This is a genomic window from Hyphomonas oceanitis SCH89 (genome assembly GCF_000685295.1).
Classification (GTDB): domain Bacteria; phylum Pseudomonadota; class Alphaproteobacteria; order Caulobacterales; family Hyphomonadaceae; genus Hyphomonas; species Hyphomonas oceanitis.
In genome coordinates, this window is sequence record NZ_ARYL01000020.1 from 12,633 (window position 1) to 39,250 (window position 26,618).

The window sequence follows — 26,618 nt, forward strand, 5'->3', positions numbered from 1 at the left end:
GAAGGATCTGTGGCTTGAAACTTGAGAGTTCCCTGAAAGCTGGCGTCGCGTCGGTATTGTGCACGCTGATTTTCAGCATAAAGGCAGAAGCTGAGCCGGACCAACAAACTTTGACCCCAGATGGGGCCGAAATCAAATCGAAGGACCGGCTCGATACCGTGATCGTTCACGGCCGCGGTCTTGCGCTGATTGGCGAAGCCAGCGCCGCATCGGAAGGCGTTGTGGGCTATGCCGACTTCGAGGACAGGCCGCTGTTAAGGGTGGGTGAACTTGTCGAGGTTATCCCGGGCGCCGTCGCGACCCAGCATTCCGGCGAGGGCAAGGCAAACCAGTATTTCCTGCGTGGGTTCAACCTCGATCATGGCACAGATTTTTCGGCGCGCATTGACGACGTGCCGATCAACCTGCGCACGCATGGTCACGGCCAAGGCTATCTCGACCTCAATTTCGTGATTCCCGAACTGGTCGAACGCGTCGACTATCGCAAGGGGCCATACGCTGCCTCGAATGGCGATTTCTCCGTGGCCGGTTCTGCCCACTACTCAACGTATGACAAGCTGCCTTACAATTTCGCAGAAATTTCGACCGGCGAATTTGGCTATTTGCGCGGGGTCGTAGCAGGCGACATAAGCCTTGGCGGCGACACGCGACTGCTGCTGGCGTTGGAAAGCGAAGCCTATGATGGACCATGGGTCCTGAGTCAGGACCTTGAGAAAATCAACGGTTTTGCGAAGTTGACACATTCGGCAGGCCCCTGGACATTACAACTCTCGGCGAGCGCCTATGACAGCTCGTGGGTATCGACCGATCAGATACCCCGACGTGCAGTCAAGAGCGGCCTGATCGACCGGTTCGGATTCATTGATGACGATCTTGGGGGTGAGACGACCCGGTTCAGTCTGGCCACGTCGGGCGCATACGCTCATGCTGACGGCGCGATGACCGCTTTCTCCGCTTATGCCGTCAGCTACAAGTTTTCGTTATGGTCGGATTTCACTTATTTCGTTGAGGATCCCGTTGATGGAGACGAATTCGAGCAGCTTGACGCACGTACCTATTTTGGCGGCGCGATCCGTCATGAACGGTCGATCACCGACAGACTCAGACTTCGTGTCGGCGGCGAGACCCGCTTTGACGATATCTCGGACGTTGGCCTGTTCCGCACCGCCGATCGCGCGCGATTGTCGACTGTGCGGCGAGACCGTGTCGGGGAACTGAGCGTCGGCCTCTGGGGAGAAGCCGAATATGAGCTGTCCGACCGACTGCGCGCGACGCTGGGTATACGCGGCGATTATTACAACGCCGATGTGACGGCTCTCAGCAATCCGGTAAATGGAGGGTCGGCAAGCGACTCGCTGATCAGCCCCAGTGCAGCGATCGCATGGAGGGTGACTGACAGCCTTGAGCTTTATGCCAATTATGGTGAAGGCTTTCATTCAAACGATGTGCGCGGCGCGACAATCAGGGTCGAACCTGTGTCCGGTGATCCAGCCGACCGTGTGCCAATACTTGTGCGCGCCAAAGGCGGGGAGCTGGGCGCCCGGTTCGAGGCGGGCAATTTCAACGCATCTGTCGCCGTGTTCACACTCGATCTCGATTCCGAATTGGTCTTTGTCGGCGATGCAGGCACGACGGAAGCCAATGACGGGTCGACCCGGACAGGTGTGGAGACCAGCCTGTTCTGGCGACCCAATGATTGGCTCTTTGCCGACCTTTCGGCGGCCTACACAGATGCCGAGTTCGACATCCCTGGCAACGAAACGGAGATCCCGCAGGCGGTGGAAAGCGTGGTCGGCGGGGGCGTACTCGCCCGGTTTGATCCGTTTACACTGAGCGCGCGGCTTCGCCACTTTGGCAAGGCGCCCCTGTTAGAAGACGGATCGGTGGAGTCCGATCCCACAACAATCATCAACGCGTCGGGTTCATATGAATGGAAGCAAGTCACTTTCGGGGTCGAACTACTCAACGTGTTCAACGCCGAGGATGCCGACATTACGTATTATTTCGCCTCACAGCTGGCTGGCGAAACATCTCCGGTGGACGACGTCCATTTCCACCCGGTCGAGCCCCGACAGCCGCGTTTCAGCCTACGGTATCGCTTCTAGCGCCGAACAATCCATACGGAAGGGCAAATGTGATCGGGGATTCCTGCAGATGGATCCGCGCCGGATTCGGACAATCAGATTGCTGCGGCGATGGTCGCGTACGGCATCTCGTTGCGTAAGCGCACGAGGCCGCGGCGGATCCAGCTCTTGACCGTGTGGGGGGATTGGTTAAGTCGGTCGCCGATTTCCCGGCACGTGTAGCCATGGACAACCTGGAGCATGATTGCCGTGCCCATATGGGTTGGCAAGTCGTTGATCTTCTCGGTCAGCAACCTGCCTGCCTGCTCGAACCGGGCCGCTGTTTCGGGCCGTGGACCATCATCCTCAACCGCTTCATCCAGTTCCTGAGTGTCGTGGCTGCGCGTCCGAGCTCGCAACGCATCAATAGCCCGGTTGCGCATGATCACGAGCATCCACGTGAAGGGATTGGCCCGCTCGGAATCGTATTTCGCCGCGTTTTGCCAGATCGAAAGATAGGCCCGCTGAAGAACGTCTCCGGTGGTTTCCTCGCATTTGACAATACCCATGACGATGAGGGTGAACCTTGGCGCGGTGAGCTCATGCACGGTGGAGAAAGCGCTTCTGTCGCCTGTCGCCGAATGCAAGAGCGCTTGCCGAAGGCACTCGTTTTCCCTGTCGCGCTCAAGAGACATGTTCGATGCATCCCCTATAAAATAGTGTGTTTGCTATACAATACGAGGAGGCGGGCATATTGGATGACTGCCGGGGCAGATTTTCTGGAAAATATTCGACCGGGATGTGGGCTCAGGTTCAGTAGATCCGGTCGACGCCGATAATCCGGGGCGTTTCTCCCTGGTCGATCAGCAGACTCTTGCGATTGTCCAGGGCGGCTGACGCGGCGGTCAAATCGTCCATTCTGCGGGTCGCAAGCTGCTCCTGTTCCTCGCGGCTCCGGATGATCGTCGGCCTGAGAAACACAAATAGCGTACGACGTGTTCCGCTTTCGGTGGTGTTCTTGAACAGGTTTCCCACAAGGGGCACATCTCCCAGCAAGGGGACCTTGCTTTCGGCCGAAATCCGGTCATCGGTAATCAGGCCGCCGAGAACCACTACGCTGCCATTGTCGGCAAGCACCGTTGTCTGGATACTCCGGCGATTGGTGATCAGGTCGGATGCGCCCGGCACGGCAGAATTTACGAGTGACGACACTTCCTGGCTGACGTCCAGACGCACAACATCGCCATCATAGATGCGGGGTGCGACCCGCAGCGTGATGCCGACATCCTCCCGCTCGATGGTCGTGAAGGGGTTTGTCGAATTTCCGGTCGTGGTGAAGGAGCCTGTGCGAAACGGAACGTTCTGGCCAACGACAATCTCGGCAGGTTGGTTGTCGAGGGTTGTGATGCTGGGCGTCGAAAGCAGGTTGGCCTTTGTCGACGAACCGAAGGCTTGCACGAGCAGGCCAAAATCATCATTCACGCCGATGCCGGCACTCAGTCCATCCTCCGTCAACCCCGTGGCAACCGGCGCGCCAAGGATGGCGAGTATCCGGCGAAGGGACAGGCCCTGATCCGAAAACGACACCGCCGCCGCTCCGCCGGCCGGTGCCGCATCGCCTATTCCGAGCTGCACACCGAACTGTTCGGCAGCGTCACCGGTAATTTCAACAATGGCCGCCTCGATCACGACCTGCGGCCGCCGTACGTCGAGATCACCGATCAGGTCTTCCACTTCCGCGATCTGGGCGGATGTACCCCGAACAACGATGGCATTGATATCGGTCGCAGCCTGGAGGCTGAGATCACCGGCCTGGCCACCTGCTGCAAATCCGGCATCGGCATCCCTGTTACCGTCGGCCGGACGACCAGCCGCCGGAGACATCTGCCGGCCGCTGGCGGGATTGGACGCCAGGGTCGCGTATGAAGGGCCAAATGCCGCCCCATCTTGCTCCACCAGGCTTCTTGCGACGGGATTCGTCGCTGGAGCTGTTGCGCCGATGGCACCGCGCAGGACATCGACAACTGTTTCGGCATCGCTGTTGCTCAATCGGAACACGCGCGTGCTGATCGCCGCGCCGCCGCCCCGGTCCAGGTCCGCGACCAGTTGACGTGCCTCATCAATTTCCTTCTGATTGCCCCGGATGAACAGCTGATTGCTGCGCACATCGGCGGCGATACTCGGTCCCTGACCGGCCCCCCCCAGAAGGCGCTCCAGCATGGCGGCCGTATCGGGCGCACTGGCATTGGTCAGGGGAAGCACCGCCATCGCATCACTGGCGCCGCCGTCGAGCTGACGCACCAGCGCTTCCATACGGGAAATGTCGTCTGCATATCCTGTCACAATCAGCGCATTTGGCCGCCCGAAGGGTTCAACCGAACCGGACGCAGACAGGAACGGCTTGAGGGCAGCAGCGGCATCGGTCGCAGCCAGATTATCGAGCCGGATGAGTCGCGTGACCAGATCGGCGTCCCGCGCACCTGACGTGCCAGCCACAGGGCCGCCCTGGCGCGCCTCAGCCTGCGGAATAATCCGCCAGGAATCGCCACTACGAAGGGCCGCGAATCCCTGCACACGCAACACAGACTGGAATAGCGCCCATACACCGTCTGCATCGAGAGGTTCCTGCGAAATCACGGTGACTTTCCCGCGGACCGCCGGATCAAGGATCAACGTCCGGCCGGTTACGGTCGCGACGTCATCGGCAAAAACGGCAATCTCCACATCCCGCGCGTTCAGGAGAAACGTGGAGCCGGGGCCGGTCTTGACCTCGCCCGGACGTCTCCCGTCCTGCGCCTGGCCAGCCGCAACAGGGGCGAACAGGAACGTGATCAGCAGCAGAGACAAGCGGAAATTCATTGGATAATTCCTAGTGCAGCGGAAACGTCAGAATGATGGCACGTCCATCGCGGTCGATTTCAACGCGCGCCCGCCCGGACGCTATGACCGTTTCAAATAGGCGGCTATCGGATGAAATATTGCCAACCGATGCACCATTGACCCGTGTCACCCGGTCGCCCGGCTTAAGTCCTGCAGCGAGCAGGGCCGCCGGCGGGTTGCTGCCGACAACATAGCCTTGCGCCGATGGCTCAAGGCTAAACTGCCGGACAAGTCCTTCAGGATCGCTCATCACCCTTTGGCGGTAAGCATCGATTATCTCGGCGGCGGCGGGAGCGGGGGTAATCGTCTCCTGGCGAGGCGCTTGTGCAGCGCTCTCCCCGGCGGTCTGTATGCTTGCACCGCCCGATGGGCTTGTAGATGCGAAGCCGAGTTCCGCAAACCGTCCCCCGACTCCCAGCACCACGCCGCGCTGGGCGACATGTTCAAGGCGCATGCCTTGACTGACGAGATCGCCTACCTGAAATATGGTGGCTGGTCCCCCGTCGACGGAAATCGTGGCCGTCGACGGCGCCGCGCCTTGTGCGACGCGGACGGCCAGTAGTTTCAAGGACTTGAGATCGAGGGTTGCCTGCACTGCGGAAGGTCCCGCCGCCTCAACGCGATGACCAAATGGCGCCCAGGCAAGTAGCGGCGCGATTGTGTCCCGGTTCTGAGGTGCCGCAAGCGGGGTAAAATTCCTCGTAGTTTCGCTATTAGGAAGCGCCACGTAGCCAAGCGCATGCCACGTAAGCCCGGCCAGATTGTGCAAAACGAAGACGCTGCCCACGCCGCCAGCAATCCAGATGGCCCATAGGGACGGATTGCGTCTCATGAGGGGCCGGCCGTATCGACGAAAGCGTGCAGGGTTGTCGCCGGGCGTTTCGCATCTGCTTCGGAAACCGAGATGTTCAGGTCTGCCAGATCAGGATCGCTCGACGCCCTGGACTCGACCGAAACGCGCCATTCGCGGCCTGCCATCTCCACCCGCTCGGGGGCTGAACGGATCCGCGACGGTGCAAGGCGAAGTTCCACCAGTGTGTTCTGAGCCACGATGTCGGCAAGCACGCGGACTTCAAGTCGGTCGAGACGGTCAATATGGCTTTGCGCGACGCGGATGAAGGCGACGCCGGCAATTGACAGGACCGTGAGAGCGACAAGCACCTCGATCAGGCTGAAACCGCGGTCTGCAAGCATCGGGTCAGGCGTGTGTCTCTGCGGGCGGGTCAATTTGATCGGATCCCGTCCCGGATCGTGATGTCGGCGTCCTGACCTTCGCCGCCGATTTTCCCATCGGCGCCGAGAGAGACAAGGTCAAATCCGCCATTTTCGCCGGGCGATCTGTATTCGTAGGGGTGCGCCCATGGGTCATTGGGCACTGCGTCAAGGTAGCCTTCGGGGTGCCAGTTGGCAGGTTCAGGCGAGCCGGAAGGGCGTGCCACCAGGGCCGGCAGACCCTGCGCCGTCGAGGGGTAGGTGCGATTGTCGAGGCGATACATTTTAAGGGCCGATGCGATCGCGGCGATGTCATTGCGTGCGACCGTGACGCGGGCTTCGTCGGGGCGTCCGATAACCTTTGGTACAATCATCGCGGAGACGAGCCCGATGATCACCAGAACGATCAGGGTCTCGATCAGCGACAGGCCCGCATCCTTGGGGAGCGCCGGGTCCTCAGGCGGCGAGGGCGATCGCATCGTTCCGTTCATTTCCATCGTATCTGACCTGAGAAACTGTTGACGCAACAGATACGGTGGAAAGGCTATTCAGGATGCAACCTGCTCGCGGCGTGGCGGAACCGACGGATGGCGAGATGGAGCCGCCTGGCCTGCGTTCATGCGGGGGGAACCTGCCGATCTTGCTGGACCCGAATATCATGCTTGTCCCGAGCGAGCGGGTGCGTCTTGCGGCTGTCGCCTTGCCGCTGAAACGCGCCGACCAACGCAGGGCCAGCCTCCCGTTCGCCATGGAGCCCTTTCTCGGGGAGCCGATCGAGCAGTGTCACTTTGCAACAGGGGGACAGCTGGAGGATGGCCGCTATCTGGCTTGCGCTGTGAATGCCGACCAAATGGCCTTGTGGGCAAAAGCAGTCGAGACCAGTGCCGGCACGGCGCTGATCGTTCCGGATGTACTGGTCCTTCCCATACCCCCCTTTGGCGTCTGGCACGTTGCCCGCCTTGGCGAGCGGGTGCTGGTGCGCCTTCCCGACGGATCGGGATTTGCCACCCGGATCCCTCTCCTGCCAATCTTTGCCAAGGCAGACGGGTCTCCCGAATGTCGCATCATCCTGGACCAGAATGGTCCATCCAGCGAGGCCGTCTCTCTTTCATGGCCCGCGCGCGCAGACCTGCTGAATCTAAGGCAAGGGCTCTTTGCTGCTCGTGTCAGCAGCGCAGCTCGCAGTCTGAACCTGGCGGCGATAACGGGTCTTGTCCTTGTCATGCTGACGAGCCTCATCGCTTCCGGTGATCTCCTCGCGCTTCAACACATAGCTCACAATCGGGAAGCGCGACTGATCGCCGACTTTCGCGAACGTTTTCCCGAGACGCCGGTCGGCACCGGCTTGATTGCGGCGATTGACGCCATGAACAGTCGCACGCTTGCGCGACCGCCCGATCTGTTCCTGTCGACATTATCTGCAACGAGTCTTGCGCTGCAAGACGAACCATCGGTGTCAGTCCAGACCATGGCCTTCACGCAGGCAGCCAGGCGCCTGGATCTGAGCATCGAAACCGATAGCCTGGACACCTTCCAGTCGCTCGAGTCACGCCTTGATCAGTCTGGCATTGCCGCTGACCTTGGCGCAGCCACATCCGTTCCGGGCGGCGCCGAAGGCCGCCTGTCAGTGATCGTGAAGGATGTGCCGCAATGAATTTCAGGGCGCGGCTTCCGCAGCTGAAGGGTTGGTGGGAAACAAAAAACCTCAGGGACAAGTGGCTGCTCGGTGGAACGGCTGGTGTATTTGTCGCCGTCGCGTGGTGGAGCCTTGTCTGGGCGCCGCTCCAGGACGCGCGGAGCGGTGTAGTCTCACGAATTGCGCGTATCGAGATGGCGCGTATCACGCTGGCCGGTCTGCCACAGGATGCGCGGTTGACAGGAGACGAGGATGGCTCGCCGACCGGCCTGCGCGAGACAGTGTCGGCAACAGCCTCGGCTCTGAAGCTGCCCGTCCAACGGATCGAGCAGTCGTCAGGCCGGATCGTCGTCACCTTCGACACGGCTGAGTTCGAGCAGATCATGCGCTGGCTCGACATATTGTCCCGCGACCACGCCATCACTGTCGTCCAAGCGGACATCCTGCGGCGGACCGCACCGGGAATGGTCTCTGCCGAATTGACGCTGGAGCGCATATGAGCACGGAGGCACAGCGTTTTCCCTACGCCTTCGCGTTGCGATCCGGCACTCTGCTGTCGGGCGACGAAGATTCCGGTATTGTTCTGCTCCACCGCGAGTCCATCAGCCTGCCAGTCCTCCTTGAATGCCAGAGGTTGTCAGGCAGGATTGATGGATTCAGGCAGGTAGGCGCATCCGAGTTTGAAGCTCTTCTTGCCGAAACCTACAAATCGAGCGCCAGCCGGGCTGCCGATCTTGCCGCAGAGTCCAGTTCCGACCTTGCAACGCTCGCAGATGATGCGGCCGCTTCCGAGGATATTCTCGACGAGCGGGCAAATGCACCGGTCGTGCAGCTGATCAACGCCCTCCTGTCGGAAGCCATCCGAGAAAAGGCGTCGGACGTTCATATCGAACCGCATGAGACCCGACTGGTTATCCGCTTCCGCATTGATGGTGTGCTGCGTGACCGAATTGAGCCCAAGCGGAGCCTGGCGCCGATGCTGGTGAGCCGCATCAAGGTCATGGCCGGTTTGGATATCGCGGAGAAGCGCAAACCGCATGATGGCCGGGTCACTCTGAACGTGGGTGGCCATGACGTCGACGTGCGGGTCTCGACCATTCCGTCGCAGTATGGCGAACGCGTGGTCCTGCGATTGCTCGACAGGACCACGGCTCAGTTCAGGCTGACCCAACTCGGGATGACTGTCCGTGATCTGGCGGTGACTGAGCGGCTTCTGGCCAAGCCGGGCGGCATGATCCTGGTCACAGGTCCGACAGGGTCGGGCAAGACAACGACACTCTATTCGGCCATCACCTATCTCAATGATCGCTCGCGAAACATCATGACCGTGGAAGATCCGATCGAATACGCCTTTGACGGGATCGGACAGATGCAAGTGAACCCTCAAAAAGGCGTCACCTTTGCCGAGGGTGTCCGCGTCCTGATGCGTCAGGACCCCAATGTGATCCTGATCGGCGAAATCCGTGACGCGGAAACGGCCTCTGCAGCCGTGCGGGCAACCACGTCCGGCCACCTCGTGCTGTCAACGCTCCACACCACCAGCGCCATCGCAAGCGTCACGCGCCTGATCGACATGGGCGTCGACCGCTACTTGCTGGCGACAATTCTCTCAGGGCTGATCGCCCAGAGGCTTGTGAGGCGACTTTGTGATGACTGCAAGGTTGCCGATACGTTGACGCAAGCCGAAGCGGCCCGCCTTGGGACCGGCGCTCATACAGGCATGCCGGTCCATCGCGCCGCAGGCTGTGCCGCCTGCGCAGGCCAGGGTTATCGCGGCCGGACGGCGATCTACGAAGTCGTCGAAATCGACGGTGAGATGGAAAAGCGCATACATGCGGGCGTATCCGAACAGGAGCTGGTTGCGCGCGCGCGTGAACGCGGACCCAGTCTGTCAATGGACGGTGCAACCCGTATCCGGGATGGCATAACGACAGTTGAAGAAGTGCTCGCTGCAGCCGACACAGGTGCGGCGACATGACGGAATTCCGCTACAATGCCGTGGATGAAGCGGGGAAGGCTCGCAGCGGCATCCTCACGGCACCCTCCCTCGTGGAAGCCCGGCATGCGCTGAGGCGTCAGGCCCTGTTGCCTGTACGGATTGTTCCGACGTCTGCCGGATCGCGTGGCTTGCAAGGCGCCGCGACAGGCAGGCGCGGCAGACGAGCGATCGGCGCCAAGACCCTGACCCTGATCACGCGGCAGCTCGCGTCACTCGTTTCCAACGCCATCCGGCTCGAGGAAGCCCTCGCTGCTGTTGCCCGCCAGGACCTGCCGGGCCGGGTCAGGGCCGTTCTGGGTGAAGTCCGCAACCAGATTATCGACGGACGCAGCCTGGCGGATGCGCTATCGGCCCAGGGCAGCGCCTTTCCGAGACAGTACATTTCGTCCGTCGCCGCCGGCGAGGCCTCCGGGCGCCTGGACATCGTACTGGAGCATCTGGCCGATTACACCGAAACGCGTCAGGAGAACCGCCAGACCTTGCAGCTGGCCCTAATCTATCCGGCCTTTCTTGCCCTCGTTTCCGGCGCGGTGATCATCCTTCTCCTGACGAAGGTCGTGCCCGATGTCGTTGCCGTGTACCAGCGCCGGGGGACGGACCTGCCAATTTCAACCGAGCTGTTGATCGGCATGTCTGGATTTCTCCGGCACTTTGGTGGTGTCATGCTGCTGTCTTTTGCACTGATTTACGCAGGCATGATCTGGGCGCTGAGACGTCCGGCCGGTGGCCGTTTGTGGGGACGGTGGTCGCTGAAGGCACCCTTGCTCGGCCCGTTCACACGGCGGCGACAAGCCGCCGAAGTGTCCTCGACCCTTGCCATTCTAATTCAATCCGGCGTACCGCTTGTGCACGCACTCAGGACAGCGGCGGGGGTGGCCAGCAATGATCATGTTGCTGACCGGATCCGGATGGCAGCCAGCGAGGTTGCTGAAGGCATGGCACTGGACCAAGCGCTCGCGCGCACCGGTGTCGTGCCGCCCATGATGCTGGCCATTGTGACCAGCGCCGTGCGATCGGGCGAGCTTGGTCCGGCACTGGCCCGGACAGCAAGGGATCAACAGAAGGAACTTGCGGCCCAGACCAAGGCACTGGTGGCCCTGATGGAACCGATGGTCCTGCTGGTCATGGGCAGCATCGTGCTCTTTATCGTCATGGCGATCCTGACCCCGATTGTCAGCCTCAACACGCTGTCAGGAGTCTGATTGAGTGCCACGCAATCCTATCTCAAGAATGGTTTCAGAGGCCGTGTCGCGTCCCAGAAAAAGGCGGGACCCGGCGGGGGTGACGGTTATAACAGCGTTGCCCCGCTTCCCCAAGGCGACCGTGGACAAGACCGTTCCTGCGGCGCGCACACTGATTTTGCTCGATCCGTCAGTTGCAGCGGAGACCACATCCAGAGCTGGCACATCCCGCTCTGCGCATCGACCGGCACGGGTTGTGGCTACGCCATCCAGCATTATCCGATCGTCGACCAATATCAGCTGCGCATTATCGATGCGGGCTGAGAGGCCGCAGGTGCCAGGATCGGCATCTGCCATATGGCTGAGGTCTGCAATCGCGACGACCCCCGTGATATCCGTCAGTGACAGGCTCCTGCCAAGTTTCATCCGGCCGATCAGCCGTGAGTCTGCGTCCTCAAATGACCATCTGCCTGAAGGAGATCCCGTCTGGATGGTCTCCAGGGGTGACACCGCCCATCCGACTGCGCTGCCCTGCGGCATGCGGGCGCTACCGTGCCAGAAAGATCCGGAAAAGGAAGCTTCACTTAATGGCGGACCAAACGTGCCGACAAGCTCTGCGGGGGCAGATGCAGCCAGTGCTGCGATGAACGTGATCAATCCGCAGCCTGCAGCAGCGCCCCATATGTGCCAATCAGGGGAGGGGGAAGATGACCGATAGGACGGGTCGTCGTGGCCTTGAGAGGGTGGCGACATGCCTTTGGCTCCGCATTGCGGCTTCAGATACGACAGGCGGGCAGGATCTGGATGCAGGCAACAGGCGCCTTGGTGCAGACCAGGGTTTTTCATTGATTGAAGTGATCGTGTCGCTCGCCATCGTGAGCCTGGTGAGCCTTGCCGGCTTTACGCTCGTCGATACGCTGGCAGGCCTTCAGTCCCGCATCGGTTCCCGCTACGACAGGCTGCAGGACTTGCAAGTGATCCTGTCGGACCTGACGGATGATTTTGCACAGGCCGACCCGGCATCCCTCACGCTCGACACGGGCGCGCTGACGATCCTGACGCAGGTGTGTGGGGCGAGGAAGCCGCTCACGCTGGCCATGGAAGACGGCGCGCTCCGGCGTAAACCGGACGACTGCCTGAACGGCGCAACCAGCTTTTTTCCCGTTAGCGATGTGAGGTTCACCGTCATTGATTCAGGCATGACCGAGTGGACGCGCTGGCCATCTGATGACGCGCTTCAACCGAGGGCGGTGCGTATCGAGATGCGCATGCCCGATCAACCCGGAGCCCTCACCGGAACAGTCCAGGGACTGTTCGAGTTGCCGGATGCGTTCGCGCCATGAAACAAACCGAATCCGGTATCGTCCTCGTTCAGGTTCTGGTGATTGTCGCCTTCGCAAGCGCAATGGCGTTAACGCTGATGACTGTGCAGGATCAGGCCACCAGTTTCACGGAAAGGTCGGCCGATCGGATTCAGGCGCAGGCCCTGTTGCGCGGTGCGGAGGCTTCTGTCGTTTCCGCCTTCAGACAGGATGGTGAGGCCGGATCGGATGTCGACCATTATGGTGAAGCCTGGTATCTGGCATCGCAATCACCAATCACGACATCTAGAGGGTCCCTGTCGGTGACCATCCGTGACGAGCAGTCGCTTTTCAACCTCAATAATCTCGCCGATGGCAATCTCGCGGCAAGGGCCATGCTAGGTCGGATCGTCGCGGCATCAGGCGAGGATAGCGGACTTGAGGTTCGCGTCGCAGCTGCGCTGGCACTGCATGGTCCCGTGAATGACTTGCAAGACCTGGCGGCCCTGGGCTTTCCGGAAACCGACATTGCCATACTCAAGGACTTTTCCTGTGCCTTGCCAGAACCGACACCGGTTAATCTCAACACCGCAAGTAACAGCCTGATCGCCGCCCTTTTTGACAACCCGCTTGCGGCCGGCAGGCTTATGGCCCTTCGCAGCCGCGAGACATACATTAGCCGCGAAAACATGAGCAAGACCGGCTTGATCGCGCCGGCCGGCACCGCTCTTACAAGCCTGTTTATTTCTGTAGATGTCTCTGTCAGCTGGGGCAGCGCCCAGGTCCATTCACTCAGCCTGCTCGAGCGGCGGGGGAGCGGCGCCCGGGTCGAGGTCCGGGTCATCCGGCGAGATACCGGAATATAGAAACGGCGGCGAACATGGTGTCCGCCGCCGTCATTTGGAATGATGTCGTCAGTGCTAGGACGGATCGGGCACGTCAACCGGGTCGGCTGTCTTGTCTATGGCGTTAACGTCACCTGCAGTGACCGGATTGGGATCATCCGTCGCCATATTCCCGAAAGCCGCTGCAAACCCGGCACCGAACTGGGCCTCGAAATTGGCTGGCGGCGGTGGGGGTGGAGGTGGCGAGGGCGGCATGAAGACATCATTCCCGCCGCCATTCCCGCAGGCAGCGAGCGTGAGGCTGGCGGCTCCGGCCAGCATTGCCAGCCTCAAAGGTTTCCAAATGTTCGCAGTCATAGGATCTGTCCTTAATTGTTGGGCGACCCTGCGATCGGATCGTTCAGGTAGGGGAATGCATTCTTCAACTCTGTCGCGCTGATCGGCGCACCGTCGGTGAAGGGGACATTGCCGACCGGGGCATCATCGGATGTACAGAAACCGAGGTCGGTCGGTGTTCCGTTGATTGGCACCGGATAGCAGAGCGCACCCATTACGACCCTGAGGGCGATATCCACTGTATCGTCACCGGGGCGGCGGCCGTTCGGGAAGCCGGCCAGATCATCACCTGCCACACCGAACGTGCTCTGCTGAGCGCGCGGGGTCGGGGCAATGCCGGTATTCAGCCGCATCATTTCCGAAGGCGTGATGGTGGCCTGCTGGTTGAGGGTTGGAATGCCTGTCAGGAAGGCCGCGACGAGATCGTCCCGCGGGATGTTGGTTGGGGCAAGATTATCGATGCTGGTTCCAAGGGTCTGATTGACTGCGTCCCTGAACAGAAGATCGAGGATGGCAGGCAGGGTCGGATTTGTCACATAGTCGGCCAGCGCGCTGTCCTGTGTCGGTTCGGCTGCATTGAAGAGATCCTTTTGCGGCAGACCGATTACAACTTCATTGACCAGTGGCGCCGAAAGGCGTGACTGCTGGACATAAGCGCCGCCATAGAGCGAAGTCTGCGCATAAGTTGGCAGCGGGTCCTCGATATTGGCCTGCGGAAGGCTGGCAGTTGTCCAGGCGCCGATGACGCCATTGCCCGAGCCTACAAGGCAATCCACCGGAACCTCGATCGCCAGCGACGTGACATTTGCCTTGCCGACAAGATCGTCATTGGCGCGATCCTGCGTGATGCCGCCGGGAAATCCGCCGCCGTCACCTGCGCCAGGAGCGCTGTCACCTTCGATCGGCACAAGGTTCACGAGATCGAAGATTTCGCCCAGATTGACGGCAAAGGCTTCTGCCCGCTGACCGACGAAGACGCGTCCGTTGACGGCGCAGTTCGGGATTGTGACATCATACACAAACTGACTTGCATAAGCCGGATAGTCGGCGATTGTCTTGTTACCGACATTGTCGAGTGGCTTGACGAACTCTGTTGAACCGTCACTGGCATTCTTGATCGCATCGCGTGTGCCCGACCGGCGGTCGCCAGACACCAGGGTGAGTGAGTAGTATTCGTTTTCGCCGAGCGTGCCGTCTTCTGGCGCCCCCACAGGGCCTGCTGCACGAAGGGCAATGGGAATATCCTTGCCGGCAATATTCAGGGTGACGCCGGTGTCGTTGACGAGACGGTTGTCAAAGTCGAACTGGAAAGTCAGGTCCTCGACGGCATCGCCGTCACTGTCGATATGGATCTCGTAAAGCGCGTCCGGATCCATGGTGAAATAGTTCGGGCCCCCATATGGATCCTGAAGCGGCTGGTAGTTCGCGATGAAGGTAACGAACTGGTCGCGGCCTGGTTCGTAACTCTTGAACATGTAAAAATCGGTCCCGTCGATCTTGGGCTGTTCGGTCGTGCCGGGCGCTTCGCGGTGGCTGGATGCCCAGCTTGGGATGGCCACAGCGCAAAGGGCTCCGATGGCCGCGCCAGATATCAATAGAGAGCGCTTCAGTAGCATTGGTAGTCTCCAGGTTGGCCTATCGCTCGAAGCTCCCCGTCCAAAACTCGAGGATGCCGATGGCGTGGGAAGGCGGGTTGTAAACACGCCCTTGAGGAGCAGGCGCATGGAAGATACGTGTCCCGCTCTTCCACTGGTGCACCCACGGACAAACAATCTGTCGTTCAGTTCATAAAATGGTCGCCTGCCAGCTGACGGCGATGAGCAGGACGGCTATTGCGACGATCCATGACCCGGCGATCCTGAGGGCGATGGCGCGCCATGCGGGCGCCGCTTCAGCGACGAGACCTGACACCAGAAACGTGAGGCAAATCATGGCGCCTGCGCCGGCTATCAGGTTTGTCGCTGTGAGACCAAGCGCTGCTGGAAAGCGGGCGTTGAACGGAATGCAGGCAAGTCCGAAGGCAATGCCAATCAAAAGAATGATCAAGGAGGAAAGGGTTCCTGAAGTTCTGAAGCGCATCGCCACGCCTATACCGAGCAGGGCTGAAATTAAAATCAGCAGTGCGGGTAGAACGCGCGGCGCGCCTAGCCAGACAGCAAGCAGGAGGCCTGCGCCTGCGCCTGCCACAAGCGCAGCACCGGCAGGCCTCAGGCCCGACCCTGCCAGGCCCGGAATGAACATGCCGGCAGCGAGCACCAGCATGATCTGCGCGACTTTCAGGTCGTCAGACACATACCCTGCCTGCACATCACCTGCACCAGACAAGAGAAATGCGACGAGGCTTGCATGGGTCACGCCTGGCATACATTCATCAGAATACGCCCAGCAGGAATCCGGTGCCGGTCGCAGCAATCAACGCTCCGGCCGCTTGCACGAGGATGGCGCCGCGCGGCAGGGCCGTCACCCGGCCCAAACCGATGCCGGCAAGATGGAGCAAGCCTGTTGCAAAAACGAACCCAATCGCAAACGACACCGGGTTCGCGGCAGTGGGCAGCTCAATTCCGTGGGCATAACCATGGAAGATCGCAAATATCCCGACAAGAATGACGGCACTCCACAATGGTAGCTGCGCCTTGCCGAGGATCAGCGCGCCGAGGACGACGGACGAAAGTGCAATACCTGTTTCGACGCCCGGCAGCGGAAGTCCCATCACCCCGATGGCGCCGCCCAGAGCCATGACCAGCGGAAACACGACGGGAAGCATCCAGATTGCCGGCCGACCGAGGAACGTCCCCCATAGGCCCACAGCCACCATCGCGGCAACATGGTCCCATCCGCGGATAGGGTGGACAAACCCGCTCAGGAACCCGCCCGTCAGGCCTTCTCCCGTATGGGCCATTGCGGCTGGGGGTAATAGTAACAGAACGAGGAACGCAACGAGCAGCGCGCGGGGATTATTGAAAGTGTTCAAGGCTGAGATCCAGTTCTGGGCATTGAAACAAATCGTGTCGCTGCGGCTGGAGCAGCCTGCGCCCCGAGAGCGGGAATCGAGAGATTGTTGTCAGACAGCCACGTCGTGACAATCGCTGCAGCAGTGTTGTCATCAGCCTGCCGCGCCGCGCGCAGAAGGACATCGGCATCTTCGAACTCCTTCTGAAGGGTCCAGTTGAGCCGGGCCCGCTCCAGCGCTTCGTCAGGCCTTTCCTCGACATCGAGCAGGAACCGCGCTTCCTCGCGCGCATGGGCAAAGCTTCCCAGTTTGCGTTCGGCAGCGAGATGGGCGCGAAGCTGTCTGCGCGCCTTGAGAAGGCAGGTCGGCTTTTCAAGCTGTTTGCAGGCGATCGCCCGACGCACAAGTATTGCGTCTGTCGGCGGCTTGCCTTCAAGGGCGTGCAGGGCACGGGCAGGGTCGCCCTGGCGAAGGCGAAAATCGGCCATCAGTGCGGCGGACCGTATATTGTCCGGATCGGCGGCGATGGCACGGGTGAACTGGCGCTCTGCTGTCTCGGGCTGATCCGTGTACCAGGCAATCTCTCCAAGGACACTATAGGCGTAACCGCGCATCGGCGGTTCCATTATGGGCTTTAGCGCCATGTATCCCGCGAGCCTGTCATATGCGGCCGGGGCGCCCGGCGAAAGCATCTCCGTCGTTGCAGCGCAGATCAACGCCAGATCGAATGCGCCGGACCGCGCGAGCCCGCGGCAATCGGTTCGTGCATTTCCAAAGCGGCCTTGAACGACAAGAATGTTGGCACGTGTAAGCAGCAAGCCGGGATTGGCAGGTTGCAGATGAGCGGCGCTGTCGAGCAGGGTGAGCGCACCGTCGAAATCATGCAGATATTGTCGTCCAATCGCCGCAAGGACCTGCACCTGCGCATCGGCCTGCGTGTCAAGAAACGGGGCCAGCGTATCAAGGCCGATCTGCACCAAGCGTGCATCCCCACGCTCGCGACCGCTATTGATGAAGAGACGGGCAGCCTGGGTTGCTTCGCCGGCGTTGAGGCGCCTTGTGCCCGTCTGCAAGGCAGCGGCCTGCACCGCTGGCGGATAGTGCATTGCCTTCGGGCCAAGCGGCCCGGGATTTCCGGCAGCCATGGGGGAGGCGAGCACAGCCAGGAAGAGCCCCAGACCCAATCCCGCGCATGATGTTGAAAAGCGATTCATCTCGTTCCAGCAGCGCCTGTTTGAACACATCAGGTACGCTGGGCGGCGTTGCCGGGATGCGGCGCCGCTGGAATATGATTCTGGAGGCTTGATCTAAGGCCGTAGATTGCTGCTTTCCCCTCATCATGCTCAATGCAAATGAAGTGTGTCTTCTGGCCCGCCGTTGCCACCGTCAGTAACCGTGCGTCCTCATTTCATATCAATAATGAGGCCAGACGTAAAAATCGTTATCAATGGGCCTTATTCTAAGCGGCGGCGCCATCGCAGCCCTCATGCAAGTCGACACAAGCGAGACCCTCACCTGGCAGAGGCGTATCCTGCAGTTCACGGACGTCACGCTCGCTGAAGCGATTGCCGCGCTCAACCACTATTCCGAAATCCAGCTCCGCGTGGGCGATCCTGCATTGGCTGCAGCATCTCATGGGCGCCTTCTCGGCAGGCGACCAGGACATGTTGCCGAGATACTCAAACTCTACCCCTGGCTAGAACTCAGTCGCTCGGGGGACGAGAGTCTGGTCACCTGCGGCGCAAGCGTTGCCGTACCTATGCTGGTAGAGTCAGCGCCTCCGATAGCACTCTAGACAACACGCGCTATATAAAGCGGCATATTTGATGCAATACAAGATATTATTGGCCACTATGCGTCAAAAAAGACGTATACAGGATTTATTAATTCGAGTGATATAGTGTCCTATATCTGACGCATTGTCGGCAAATAAAGAGTATTGTGCAGGATAAATGACGCATAAAGTTGACTTCGCAACCTCCTCCAGCCAGGCGCTCATTGAGGCGCTTTGCAAGCGGCTCGACGAGATTCGCCTGAGCCGCAATATCAGCCAGGCCGACCTTGCCGACGAAGCGGGCGTCTCCAGAAGCACGCTTACACGGCTTGCCGACGGCCAATCCATATCGCTCGATTCCTTTATCCGGATCATGCAGGCCTTGAGGCTGACCGATCACCTGGCCGCGCTATTGCCCGATCCCGCTGTCCGGCCTGTCGACCGCGTCCGTCTCGACGGCGGCGAACGCCAGCGCGCCAGTAGCAAGCGATCCGCCACCGCCCCGTGGGCCTGGGGCGACACGGAACCTGACGCATGACCGATACGGCCCGTGTCATCTTGTGGGGCAGTGACATCGGCGCGGTGACCTGGCTGCCGGACCGCGAAATCGGCGTGTTCCAGTATACACCGGAGTTTGCCGCGTCCGATATCCAGGTCGCCCCAATGATGATGCCGCTGACAGACGCGCCCTATGAGTTTCCATCGCTGTCGCGCGAAACGTTCAAGGGCCTGCCTGGCCTTCTGGCCGACAGCCTTCCAGACAAGTTTGGCAATGCGCTCATCAATGCGTGGCTATCGCGCCGGGGACGTGAACCGGGAAGCTTCACGCCGGTTGAGCGTCTTTGCTATACAGGCACGCGCGGCATGGGCGCGCTCGAATTCAGGCCTTTAATGAGCGATGCACCCAACACGTCACGGCAGGTCGACATTGAAGCGCTGGTCGCGCTCGCCAATCGTGTGCTCGATGACAGGATTGCGCTGGAAGGCAAGTTTACCGGCGTCGACGACCAACACGCGATTGAAGACATTCTCCGGGTCGGTACCTCGGCAGGCGGTGCGCGCGCCAAGGCTGTCCTCGCCTGGAATCCGGATACGGGCGAATTCCGCTCGGGCCAGGCGCCGTCGGGCGAGGGGTTCAGCCAGTGGCTGATGAAATTTGACGGCGTGGACGCCAACCGCGACAAGGAGCTGGCTGACCCGCAAGGCTTTGGCCGGATCGAATATGCCTATTCCCTGATGGCCCGTGCGGCAGGCATCGACATGGAAGACTGCAACCTCCACCTGGAGGGGGGCCGCGCGCATTTCATGACCCAGCGGTTTGACAGAACGCAGACCGGGGCGAAGCTGCACATGCAGTCGCTCGGCGCGCTCATGCATTATGATTTCAATTCCGCCGGCGCCTATGCCTATGAACAGGTGCTACAGGCGATCCGGCGGCTCGGCTTGCCGACGCGCGATGTCGAGCGGCAGGTACGACGGACCTTCTTCAATCTCGTCGCCCGCAACCAGGACGACCACGTCAAGAACATCGCCTTCCTGATGGACCGGCAAGGCGTCTGGCGCCTGTCGCCCGCTTTTGATATCGCCTATTCCTACAATCCGTCCGGTGCGTGGACGCGCCAGCATCAGATGAGCGTCAACGGCAAGCGTGACAGATTCGAGATCGACGACCTGATCGCCTTCGCGGGCGTCGGCGGCATCAAGCCAGCCAGGGCCAAAACCATCCTGGCGGAGGTCTCTCAGGCCGTCGCCAAATGGCATGAGCATGCGCAAGCGGCCCAGATACCGGACAGCGAGATGGCACGGATCGCGCGGGCGCACCGCCGCAACCTGTTCGCCTGATTTACCGTGCGCCGCCCAAGAGGTTCGACGTCTACCGCGCGTGACCGTGTGTCGGTCACGCGCGTTCAAGGCTCGGTCAGCGTCATGCCGGAGACGGCAGGGCAGGGCAGGGGAGCGCAGTGCCCCGCGCTGGTAGGGAGCGTGCCGCAACCGTACTGGTCCCCGGCGATCGCCTCATGCAGTAAGATCCGGCGGAACATATTGGATACCATCTGCCTAGTCGCCGACTGACCGCCCAGCCACTTGCCTGATCGCGACAATCGATGGGCGCGGCGGGCGCGTCGGATCGAAGTCCGGCCACCGCGTCGGTGTCAGGTCTAGCGACGCGGCGCCTTCGCCCGGATGCTGGATCCCGAGGAGCAGGGTTGCGCCATTGTCGATGAAGGTAGGGCTGCAGCACTCGGCGCCGGCAGGCGGGGCATAAAACAATTTCGGCAGGGCGCGCCCATAGCCTTCCAGGTCCATTGCATAAAGCCCGTCATGGCCGCTCGGTTGTACACCATCAGTGCAAATCCAGAGACGTCCTGTGGGATCAAATCCGATATTGTCCGGATCGGTAAACCAGCCATTCGAGGAGGTGGCCGGATGGAACCTGGTCGCGTGGTCCGGGGTCGCGGGATCGCCGCAAAGCGCGAGCACTTCCCATGCGAACGTATCCGCAGCATGGTCACGGCCATTGACGGTCTGAGGTGGCCGCAGTTCCAGCAAGTGCCCGTACCGGTTATTGGCGCGGGGATTGGCGGGGTCTGGATCGCTGCGGTCGTCATTGCTGGTGAGCGCGATGATCACGGTTCCAGTTACCGGATTGGGCGCAAAGCCTTCGGGCGAATCCATCGGCGTTGCGCCGACAAGGTCAGCGGCGCCGCGTGTATTGATCAGCACGTCGCCCTGGGAGTGGAATCCGTTTTCGGGAATCAAGGGTCCCTGGCCAAACACAAGCGGAATCCATTTCAGCTGCCCGTTCGCTTCAAACTGCGCGACGAACAGCACGCCCTCATCAAGCAGGTCGCGGTTGGCTGCCGCGCCGCCGGGCCGCACCGGATGCGTGCTGACAAACCGGTAGCAATATTCAAATTCCCAATCGTCGCCGAGATAGACCACGACGCGGCCGTCGGGTGCCAAGATTGTGCTTGCGCCCTCGTGCGCAAACCGCCCCAGGGCCGTGCGTTTCACTGGTGTTGATGTCGGATCGGCGGGGTCGATCTCGACGACCCATTCATACCGGTTCGGTTCATTGGGTTCATTCTCAAGCGAGAAGCGCGGAGCGACGCGGGTCCAGCCCCAGCGGTCATTGTCGGTGTCGTCATAGTAATAGCGTTTGAGAAGCGCGTGGTCCGGCGCCGATTGCCAGTCGCCCCCGAATATCTCGCCGGCGCCTTCTTCGCATGTCAGGATCGTGCCCCAGGGCGTCACGCCGCCATTGCAATTGGACAACGTTCCGAGCACGCGCGTACCGGTCGGATCGGCTTGGGTCTGGAGTCTCGGATGACCTGCGGCCGGTCCGGAGATACGCATTGGCGTGGTGGCCGTGATGCGGCGATTGTACTGACTGTCGCGCACGGGCTGCCAGGCACCGTCGGCCTTGCGCAACTCCACAACCGAACCACCTACGCTCGCCATGGTGACGGCGACCTGATTGTCCGTCATCTCGCGGGCGGCGCTATGCTCGGACAGGCCCGTCCACATAAGGTGCGGGTTCGGATATTCGTGATTGGCATATAGCAGGCCGCGTGAGGGATCATCGCCGAGCGGCAGGAAGGCGAGAAAGTCATTATTGACGCCAAACTGCCGGGCAGCGATGTCCGGGGTCAGCGTTGCAGGATCGAAGTCCGGGACGTCTTCAAAGAGGGCGTCGCCCCATCGGATGATGACGCGTGAGCGATACCCTTCCGGCAGGACTTCGCCTGGTGTCTTCATGAGGGATATTTCCCGGAATGCCAGGGTGGAGCCTTCACGCGCGACAGGGGTCTTGCAGGCAGCCAGGCTGGCGGCGCTGGCACCCATCCCGATCAGGACGGTCCTGCGGGAAATGAGGCTGCCCAAGGGGGCAGCCTCTGTTCGCTTGGCGTAGGGCCTCGTTCGGCCGCGATCATTCGAGATACGCATGTCTTCAAGGCCCTCTGCCGGCATCAGAATTCGACCGTGACGCCGAAGGTGACCGTCCGGCCGTTAAACGTCACATCTTCGGGATAGCGCCCTTCCTTGCCAAGCGTCTTGTTGACCACGGGATCGAGCCCATCGTCCAGGATATCGATGGCGTTGATATAGACACTGGCCTTCTCGGTGACCGCGTAGCGCAGCTGCCCGTCGAGCGTGTTGTAAGCCTGCTGGTACTTGTCGATCAGGTAGGGGCCCAGCTCTTCAAGGGAATCGCCCCGGAACGTATAGGCAAGGTTCGCCTCGATTCCGTACTTCTGATAGGTCAGCGCGGCGGTGCCGACATAATCCGGCGCGTTGAAGAAGGGAACGCCGTCGCGTCCGTCCAGCCCGATATCTGCCGAGGTTTCCTGAAGGGTCACGTTGGCATACACACCGAACCCGCCCCATAGCCCTTTAAGGCTCGTGAACTGGTTCATGTAGGCGAGTTCGATGCCGTAGACTTCGGCCCGGTTCCCGTTGAAGACCGTCTCGACGTCGATCGTGTAGCCCGGGAAACGGGCATTGAGTGCAGGGATCGTGACCTCGCCCTCAGGCGCCGCATCGACGAAAATGAAGTCGTCGATGGATTTGTAGAACGCGTTCGCCGAGACCATGCCGATACTGCTCAGATAGTATTCCGCGCCAAGATCGAAGTTCCAGGCATAGGCCGGTTTCAGGTTGGGGTTGCCGACGAAAGCATCGATACTGTTATCATCGACAATCTCGATTTCGGTCGCGGCGTTGAGGAAGGCAAATTCAGGCCGTGCGAGCGAGGTGAATGCCGCGCCGCGAACGACCAGTTTTTCGGTTGGCCGATAGTTGACCTGGATCCGCGGCAGGACCTGCGTATTGTTCGACGTGGATGTGCGGGGCGCAACATTTTCGCCGTCGTCCGTTTCGATCACTTCGAAACCGTCCGATGTAAAATCGAGATACTCGACCCTTACGCCGCCGATGAATTCAAAATCGCCCTGTACGGCTTCGGCCATCAGGTAACCGGCATAGATGTCCTCGGTCCCGGTATAGCTGTCTTCGTCACGCGGTTCGCCATCATAGTCGTTTTCCAGGACGCCATCGGCCACAAGCTGCCCGGCGATTGAGCGCCAGTTGCGGATCGATCCCGGATTGAGCTTGAGGATCGTGCCATAGGGCGATCCAATGTCGGACGTGTCCAGGAAACCGCCTTCAAATCCTGAGCCGACAAGCGCAAGGTCGCCTTGGGCGTCAAGGACGTTCTCCTCGTAGAGGGCGCGCCTGGACCGCTGGAACTTCACGCCGCCCTTGATATAGGAGAGCCAGGTCGAGCCAGGATCATAGGTCGTGTCGAACTGCGCGATGTATTTCTCGTCCTTGGAATCATCAAGGTCGATATCATTGCTTCCCAGCACGAAGTTTGAGGGATCGCGAATGGCGGCGGCATCCGCGTCGCTCAGCTGGGGCTGCGGGAAATACTTGTCTGAATAGTCGTAGAGCACAGGGCCTGTGAGTTCGTATTCGAACGCGACTTCGTAATCGTTCGGCTCCTCGAAAATGCCGCGCGCATAGCCAGCCGAGTAGTCGAACACGAACTGGTCGAGCGCGGTCGAGCCGCCGACTGTCAGGGTGCTGTTGGTCAAGACCGATTCTTCGTATTCGCTGCGCACCTGGTAGGTGGTTCCGCCTTCTGGATTGAAGACGCCATCCTGGTAGAGTTCGTCATCATCGGCGATGATGAAAAATCCGCTGCTCAGTTCCACGTCTTCAAGGCGGTTATAGCTGCCTTTCGCATAGAGGCTCGTATTGGCATCGAGGCGGTAGTCGAGCGCGATCGAGGCGCCGATATTCTCCCGCTCATTATCGAAATTACCGAGGCCGAACCACCAAGGGATCAGCGTATTGCCGTCGCTCATGTCGATCGGCTCGCCTTCATCCTGCTCGAAATAGGGGACGTATTCCTCATCCTGGAGGTTGTTGTAACCGAGCGTATGGCGCTTGTTGTACGTGCCGGACACCAGCACGCCCAATTGGTCTTCGGCGCCGAACGTGTCGCCATAGGTCGCCGACACCTTGCCGCCGAGCTTGTTGGCAAAGTCGTTGTAATTGCCTTCCAGGTTGAAGCGGATGAGGCGCTCTTTCAGGTCGAAGGCCGAACCGGTCTCCAGCTCGACGGATCCACCGATCCCGTCGCCGTCCATGTCGGGAAGCAGGGTCTTGTTGACGACAATCTTTGCCAGGGCGTCAGCCTGCACGACATCCAGAGGCACGCGGCGCGTTTCCTTGTCTGTCTGGGCGACGTTGATACCGTTGATCTTGAAATTGTTGAGCCCGGAATCGAGGCCGCGGATCGAGATATAGCGGCCCTCGCCGCCCTTCTCCTCGCGATTGATGGCAACACCTGGAACGCGCTGCAGGGCTTCTGCAGCGTTCGAGTCCGGGAAGCGGCCCGCCTGGTCGGAAGAGATCACGTTTGAGAGGTTCGATGCGACGCGTTGCTGGTTCAGGGCAGAGGCTTGCGCCGCGCGCTGACCGACAACAACAATCCGGTCCATCGTCATCCGGTCCGGCATGGCAACGGCGACCTCGGCAATGGCGTTGCCAGGCACCGTTACCGGCACCGTGTAGTCTGCAAGGCCGATATAGGACACTTTGAGCGTATACGTACCCGCCGGCACGTTCCTGAAAGTGAAACGCCCGCCTTCCTGGCTTGCCGTCACAGCGCCGGTTTCGACCAGCGTGATTTGGGCCCCCGACAGTGGGGATTGCGTTCCGGCGTCAGTCAGTTGCCCGCGGACCTGTCCGGTCTGGAGTTCCTGGGCGCTGGCGCCAATTGGCACCGCCATGGCGGCGACGGCCATCAGGGAGAAGGTTGAAAAAGCGCATGCGGTCGCCCGCAATGCGTGTCGAAAAGAAGTCCCCGTAAATTCATAAACCATCGTTCGTCTCCCGCTTGGCGTTTGGCAAAAAGTCTGGAGAGTCCCGAAGGCAAAGGGCGCGCAATAGAAGACCTTCGGGCATCGTCCAGAACTGGACACTGCCTCGAACTTCTAAGCCCTGGTCCCACGCAGACAGAAAATCGGGGGTGGTGAAAAGGTGTCTGCGTCAAGAAGTTGCCGGTAAGCCGAGCGCCGTCTGCTTACGAAACGTGGTTGTTTCGTTCAACGTCATTTCTGTGAAGTTTTTTTGTTATCTATGCGACGTTCACCAGCGGGACAGCGGGGCGTTTTCGCGTCAGTTCCCAAATGGCAACCAGGAGGAGATAGGCCCCGGCAACCTGGTAGGTCTTCAGGACTGTCAGGTGACTGAACAAGAGCGCGATGGCAATGTTGTAGACCACTGAGAGCCCTTCAATGAGTGCGCTCATCACCGATGTCGTTGTCGCTCGGTTGGCGCCATCCAGCGCCTTCTGGAACCGGCTCATGGTCAGGACCATGAGCGGCGCGACAAGAATGTAGGCAATGGCAAGCGCGCACAGGGCAAAAACGGGCGCAAGGAAGCCGGACACGAGCAGGGCGCCCCCGCAGATCATTGGCGCGAGCCAGTTGAGCGCGGCAAAATGCTCGAACTTGCCGGCATGATAGCCGAGGGCGAGGCGCGCCAGTCCCATCAACGCCATCGTGATGCCGATCGACCAGACCGGCATCTTGATCGCCAGCAGGAACAGCTGGTTGAAGTCCTCGAGCGTGCTGAGAAAGGTCACGCAGATCGCTACATAGAGGGTGACATGGCGCACGTCCGCCTTGGCAAAATACTCGCCCCAGGTTGATCGCAGCAGGGCAGGGGCCTGTTTCAGCGACACATGGGCGCTCTGGCGCGGTGTGACGCGCATATCAGTCAGGAAGCACGCTGCCAGGGCGCAAATGCCAAGGGGGGCCAGAGAGGCCCAGAAGGCAAGTTCGAGATTCTGGCTGGCGATAAGCCCGCCGAGCGCAGCGCCGGCCAGGGTGGCGCCATCCTGGAAGGCCCGCTCCTTCCCCAGGATTGCTGTATACCTGGCCTCCTGCGCATGGACAGCCACATGTTCGTAAAGCAGCGCCTCCTTGGTGCCCGAGCGCAGGGCCGAAGCGAGCGACCAGAACGCGATGCCGAGAAAGTAAAGGGAGACGTGCCCGTCCGCGAAAATCCAGATGACGAAGCAGGCGCCCTTCACGAGCGGCGATAGGACCAGCAATCGGCGTCGGTCTATCATGTCACCGAGCAAGCCGGCCGGAATCTCGAAAAGGATGATGCAGCCGGCCCAGAAGGCAAGGAGCGCGCCGATGACTTCAGGCGAGACGCCCTTCAGCTGGAAATAGGCTGGGAAGATCGCATAGCCGAAGATGAAATCATAAGAGATGACATGGAGGTAGTAGAAGAAGAGCGTTCGGGTGAATGAGGATTGGGCCATCCGGTTTCTCTCTGCCACCTTGCGGTCTCGGTGACCAATCGCCTGAAACTGCGCGTGAAAATAGTCATTCGCCTGCTTGAGAGCAGCTTGGGGGTGG

The 26,618-nt window shown here is 60.6% G+C and carries 24 protein-coding genes; 10 read left to right on the forward strand and 14 right to left on the reverse strand.

Annotated elements, in window-relative coordinates; genetic code table 11:
• Positions 1-14: 14 nt before the first annotated feature.
• A complete protein-coding gene (locus HOC_RS13070; protein ID WP_162174849.1) occupies positions 15-2,105 on the forward strand; it encodes a TonB-dependent receptor in 2,091 nt (696 codons plus the stop codon).
• A 74-nt stretch (positions 2,106-2,179) separates the two neighbouring features.
• Here HOC_RS13070 and HOC_RS21300 read toward each other — a convergent pair whose 3' ends face one another.
• From HOC_RS21300 to gspG, 5 genes are all read right to left on the reverse strand, one after another.
• Positions 2,180-2,758, reverse strand: a complete 579-nt coding sequence (locus HOC_RS21300; RefSeq protein WP_051624862.1) for an RNA polymerase sigma factor — start codon at positions 2,756-2,758, stop codon at positions 2,180-2,182.
• A 118-nt stretch (positions 2,759-2,876) separates the two neighbouring features.
• A complete protein-coding gene (gene gspD / locus HOC_RS13080) occupies positions 2,877-4,922 on the reverse strand; it encodes a type II secretion system secretin GspD (RefSeq protein WP_051624863.1) in 2,046 nt (681 codons plus the stop codon).
• A 10-nt stretch (positions 4,923-4,932) separates the two neighbouring features.
• Positions 4,933-5,775, reverse strand: a complete 843-nt coding sequence (locus tag HOC_RS13085; protein WP_035539338.1) for a type II secretion system protein N — start codon at positions 5,773-5,775, stop codon at positions 4,933-4,935.
• Complete coding sequence (gene gspI / locus HOC_RS13090; RefSeq protein WP_156950484.1) at positions 5,772-6,170, reverse strand: type II secretion system minor pseudopilin GspI; 399 nt, start codon at positions 6,168-6,170, stop codon at positions 5,772-5,774. Before gspI ends, HOC_RS13085 begins: the two co-directional genes overlap by 4 nt.
• Positions 6,167-6,646, reverse strand: a complete 480-nt coding sequence (gspG, locus tag HOC_RS13095; protein WP_051624875.1) for a type II secretion system major pseudopilin GspG — start codon at positions 6,644-6,646, stop codon at positions 6,167-6,169. Before gspG ends, gspI begins: the two co-directional genes overlap by 4 nt.
• A gap of 62 nt (positions 6,647-6,708) precedes the next feature.
• On the opposite strand from gspG, the gene gspL reads away from it, so the two are divergent.
• The 4 genes from gspL to HOC_RS13115 are packed head-to-tail and all read left to right on the forward strand — an operon-like array spanning position 6,709 to position 10,992.
• A complete protein-coding gene (gene gspL / locus HOC_RS21305) occupies positions 6,709-7,809 on the forward strand; it encodes a type II secretion system protein GspL (protein ID WP_051624864.1) in 1,101 nt (366 codons plus the stop codon).
• Positions 7,806-8,291, forward strand: coding sequence for a type II secretion system protein GspM (gene gspM, locus HOC_RS13105; RefSeq protein WP_035539344.1), 486 nt, complete (start codon positions 7,806-7,808; stop codon positions 8,289-8,291). Before gspL ends, gspM begins: the two co-directional genes overlap by 4 nt.
• Positions 8,288-9,769, forward strand: coding sequence for a GspE/PulE family protein (locus tag HOC_RS13110; protein WP_035539347.1), 1,482 nt, complete (start codon positions 8,288-8,290; stop codon positions 9,767-9,769). Before gspM ends, HOC_RS13110 begins: the two co-directional genes overlap by 4 nt.
• The gene (locus tag HOC_RS13115) at positions 9,766-10,992 is read left to right on the forward strand and encodes a type II secretion system F family protein (protein ID WP_035539349.1); all 1,227 of its coding nucleotides are present in this window, start codon (positions 9,766-9,768) and stop codon (positions 10,990-10,992) included. Before HOC_RS13110 ends, HOC_RS13115 begins: the two co-directional genes overlap by 4 nt.
• Here the strand turns inward: HOC_RS13115 and HOC_RS22195 are convergent.
• Entirely contained in the window at positions 10,981-11,628 is a 648-nt protein-coding gene (locus HOC_RS22195) for a hypothetical protein (RefSeq protein ID WP_156950485.1), read from the reverse strand. The genes HOC_RS13115 and HOC_RS22195 overlap by 12 nt on opposite strands.
• Positions 11,629-11,678: 50 nt before the next feature.
• Here HOC_RS22195 and HOC_RS13125 point away from each other — a divergent pair, with 50 nt between their 5' ends.
• Both HOC_RS13125 and HOC_RS13130 read left to right on the forward strand, forming a co-directional pair.
• The gene (locus tag HOC_RS13125; RefSeq protein ID WP_084146312.1) at positions 11,679-12,314 is read left to right on the forward strand and encodes a PulJ/GspJ family protein; all 636 of its coding nucleotides are present in this window, start codon (positions 11,679-11,681) and stop codon (positions 12,312-12,314) included.
• Positions 12,311-13,138 carry a type II secretion system minor pseudopilin gene (locus HOC_RS13130; RefSeq protein WP_035539355.1) on the forward strand — a complete coding sequence of 276 codons (828 nt, stop codon included), beginning with the start codon at positions 12,311-12,313 and terminating at the stop codon, positions 13,136-13,138. The genes HOC_RS13125 and HOC_RS13130 overlap by 4 nt, the downstream gene beginning before the upstream one ends.
• Positions 13,139-13,192: 54 nt before the next feature.
• Here HOC_RS13130 and HOC_RS13135 read toward each other — a convergent pair whose 3' ends face one another.
• The 5 genes from HOC_RS13135 to HOC_RS13155 all read right to left on the reverse strand — a co-directional run bounded on the left by HOC_RS13135 (position 13,193) and on the right by HOC_RS13155 (position 17,617).
• Entirely contained in the window at positions 13,193-13,474 is a 282-nt protein-coding gene (locus HOC_RS13135; RefSeq protein WP_156950486.1) for a hypothetical protein, read from the reverse strand.
• Between the two features lie 11 nt (positions 13,475-13,485).
• The gene (locus HOC_RS13140) at positions 13,486-15,069 is read right to left on the reverse strand and encodes a DUF4331 domain-containing protein (protein WP_035539362.1); all 1,584 of its coding nucleotides are present in this window, start codon (positions 15,067-15,069) and stop codon (positions 13,486-13,488) included.
• A 169-nt stretch (positions 15,070-15,238) separates the two neighbouring features.
• Positions 15,239-15,817, reverse strand: coding sequence for a hypothetical protein (locus HOC_RS13145; RefSeq protein WP_035539363.1), 579 nt, complete (start codon positions 15,815-15,817; stop codon positions 15,239-15,241).
• 7 nt (positions 15,818-15,824) lie between these two features.
• Positions 15,825-16,424, reverse strand: a complete 600-nt coding sequence (locus tag HOC_RS13150) for a HupE/UreJ family protein (RefSeq protein ID WP_051624865.1) — start codon at positions 16,422-16,424, stop codon at positions 15,825-15,827.
• A complete protein-coding gene (locus tag HOC_RS13155; protein WP_156950487.1) occupies positions 16,421-17,617 on the reverse strand; it encodes a tetratricopeptide repeat protein in 1,197 nt (398 codons plus the stop codon). The genes HOC_RS13150 and HOC_RS13155 overlap by 4 nt, the downstream gene beginning before the upstream one ends.
• A 233-nt stretch (positions 17,618-17,850) precedes the next feature.
• Here HOC_RS13155 and HOC_RS13160 point away from each other — a divergent pair, with 233 nt between their 5' ends.
• From HOC_RS13160 to HOC_RS13170, 3 genes are all read left to right on the forward strand, one after another.
• Positions 17,851-18,198: a hypothetical protein gene (locus HOC_RS13160; protein ID WP_035539366.1), complete on the forward strand. Its 348-nt coding sequence runs from the start codon at positions 17,851-17,853 to the stop codon at positions 18,196-18,198.
• A gap of 157 nt (positions 18,199-18,355) precedes the next feature.
• The gene (locus HOC_RS13165; protein ID WP_035539367.1) at positions 18,356-18,715 is read left to right on the forward strand and encodes a helix-turn-helix domain-containing protein; all 360 of its coding nucleotides are present in this window, start codon (positions 18,356-18,358) and stop codon (positions 18,713-18,715) included.
• Positions 18,712-20,019, forward strand: a complete 1,308-nt coding sequence (locus tag HOC_RS13170; protein WP_035539370.1) for a type II toxin-antitoxin system HipA family toxin — start codon at positions 18,712-18,714, stop codon at positions 20,017-20,019. The genes HOC_RS13165 and HOC_RS13170 overlap by 4 nt, the downstream gene beginning before the upstream one ends.
• A gap of 216 nt (positions 20,020-20,235) precedes the next feature.
• Here the strand turns inward: HOC_RS13170 and HOC_RS13175 are convergent, their stop codons facing one another.
• From HOC_RS13175 to HOC_RS13185, 3 genes are all read right to left on the reverse strand, one after another.
• Entirely contained in the window at positions 20,236-22,062 is a 1,827-nt protein-coding gene (locus HOC_RS13175; RefSeq protein WP_206741572.1) for a PhoX family protein, read from the reverse strand.
• An 86-nt stretch (positions 22,063-22,148) separates the two neighbouring features.
• The gene (locus tag HOC_RS13180) at positions 22,149-25,070 is read right to left on the reverse strand and encodes a TonB-dependent receptor (RefSeq protein ID WP_084146314.1); all 2,922 of its coding nucleotides are present in this window, start codon (positions 25,068-25,070) and stop codon (positions 22,149-22,151) included.
• A 254-nt stretch (positions 25,071-25,324) separates the two neighbouring features.
• Positions 25,325-26,521: an MFS transporter gene (locus tag HOC_RS13185; protein WP_162174850.1), complete on the reverse strand. Its 1,197-nt coding sequence runs from the start codon at positions 26,519-26,521 to the stop codon at positions 25,325-25,327.
• Positions 26,522-26,618 lie beyond the last annotated feature (97 nt).

Bases quoted from the DNA above. Each gene is read 5' to 3' on its own strand.
- HOC_RS21300 (WP_051624862.1), bottom strand. From the start codon at position 2,758: ATGTCTCTTGAGCGCGACAGGGAAAACGAGTGCCTTCGGCAAGCGCTC.
- gspD (WP_051624863.1), bottom strand. From the start codon at position 4,922: ATGAATTTCCGCTTGTCTCTGCTGCTGATCACGTTCCTGTTCGCCCCT.
- HOC_RS13085 (WP_035539338.1), bottom strand. From the start codon at position 5,775: ATGAGACGCAATCCGTCCCTATGGGCCATCTGGATTGCTGGCGGCGTG.
- gspG (WP_051624875.1), bottom strand. From the start codon at position 6,646: ATGAACGGAACGATGCGATCGCCCTCGCCGCCTGAGGACCCGGCGCTC.
- gspL (WP_051624864.1), top strand. From the start codon at position 6,709: ATGCAACCTGCTCGCGGCGTGGCGGAACCGACGGATGGCGAGATGGAG.
- gspM (WP_035539344.1), top strand. From the start codon at position 7,806: ATGAATTTCAGGGCGCGGCTTCCGCAGCTGAAGGGTTGGTGGGAAACA.
- HOC_RS13110 (WP_035539347.1), top strand. From the start codon at position 8,288: ATGAGCACGGAGGCACAGCGTTTTCCCTACGCCTTCGCGTTGCGATCC.
- HOC_RS13115 (WP_035539349.1), top strand. From the start codon at position 9,766: ATGACGGAATTCCGCTACAATGCCGTGGATGAAGCGGGGAAGGCTCGC.
- HOC_RS13125 (WP_084146312.1), top strand. From the start codon at position 11,679: ATGACCGATAGGACGGGTCGTCGTGGCCTTGAGAGGGTGGCGACATGC.
- HOC_RS13130 (WP_035539355.1), top strand. From the start codon at position 12,311: ATGAAACAAACCGAATCCGGTATCGTCCTCGTTCAGGTTCTGGTGATT.
- HOC_RS13135 (WP_156950486.1), bottom strand. From the start codon at position 13,474: ATGACTGCGAACATTTGGAAACCTTTGAGGCTGGCAATGCTGGCCGGA.
- HOC_RS13140 (WP_035539362.1), bottom strand. From the start codon at position 15,069: ATGCTACTGAAGCGCTCTCTATTGATATCTGGCGCGGCCATCGGAGCC.
- HOC_RS13145 (WP_035539363.1), bottom strand. From the start codon at position 15,817: ATGCCAGGCGTGACCCATGCAAGCCTCGTCGCATTTCTCTTGTCTGGT.
- HOC_RS13155 (WP_156950487.1), bottom strand. From the start codon at position 17,617: ATGAATCGCTTTTCAACATCATGCGCGGGATTGGGTCTGGGGCTCTTC.
- HOC_RS13160 (WP_035539366.1), top strand. From the start codon at position 17,851: ATGGGCCTTATTCTAAGCGGCGGCGCCATCGCAGCCCTCATGCAAGTC.
- HOC_RS13165 (WP_035539367.1), top strand. From the start codon at position 18,356: ATGACGCATAAAGTTGACTTCGCAACCTCCTCCAGCCAGGCGCTCATT.
- HOC_RS13170 (WP_035539370.1), top strand. From the start codon at position 18,712: ATGACCGATACGGCCCGTGTCATCTTGTGGGGCAGTGACATCGGCGCG.
- HOC_RS13180 (WP_084146314.1), bottom strand. From the start codon at position 25,070: ATGGTTTATGAATTTACGGGGACTTCTTTTCGACACGCATTGCGGGCG.
- HOC_RS13185 (WP_162174850.1), bottom strand. From the start codon at position 26,521: ATGGCCCAATCCTCATTCACCCGAACGCTCTTCTTCTACTACCTCCAT.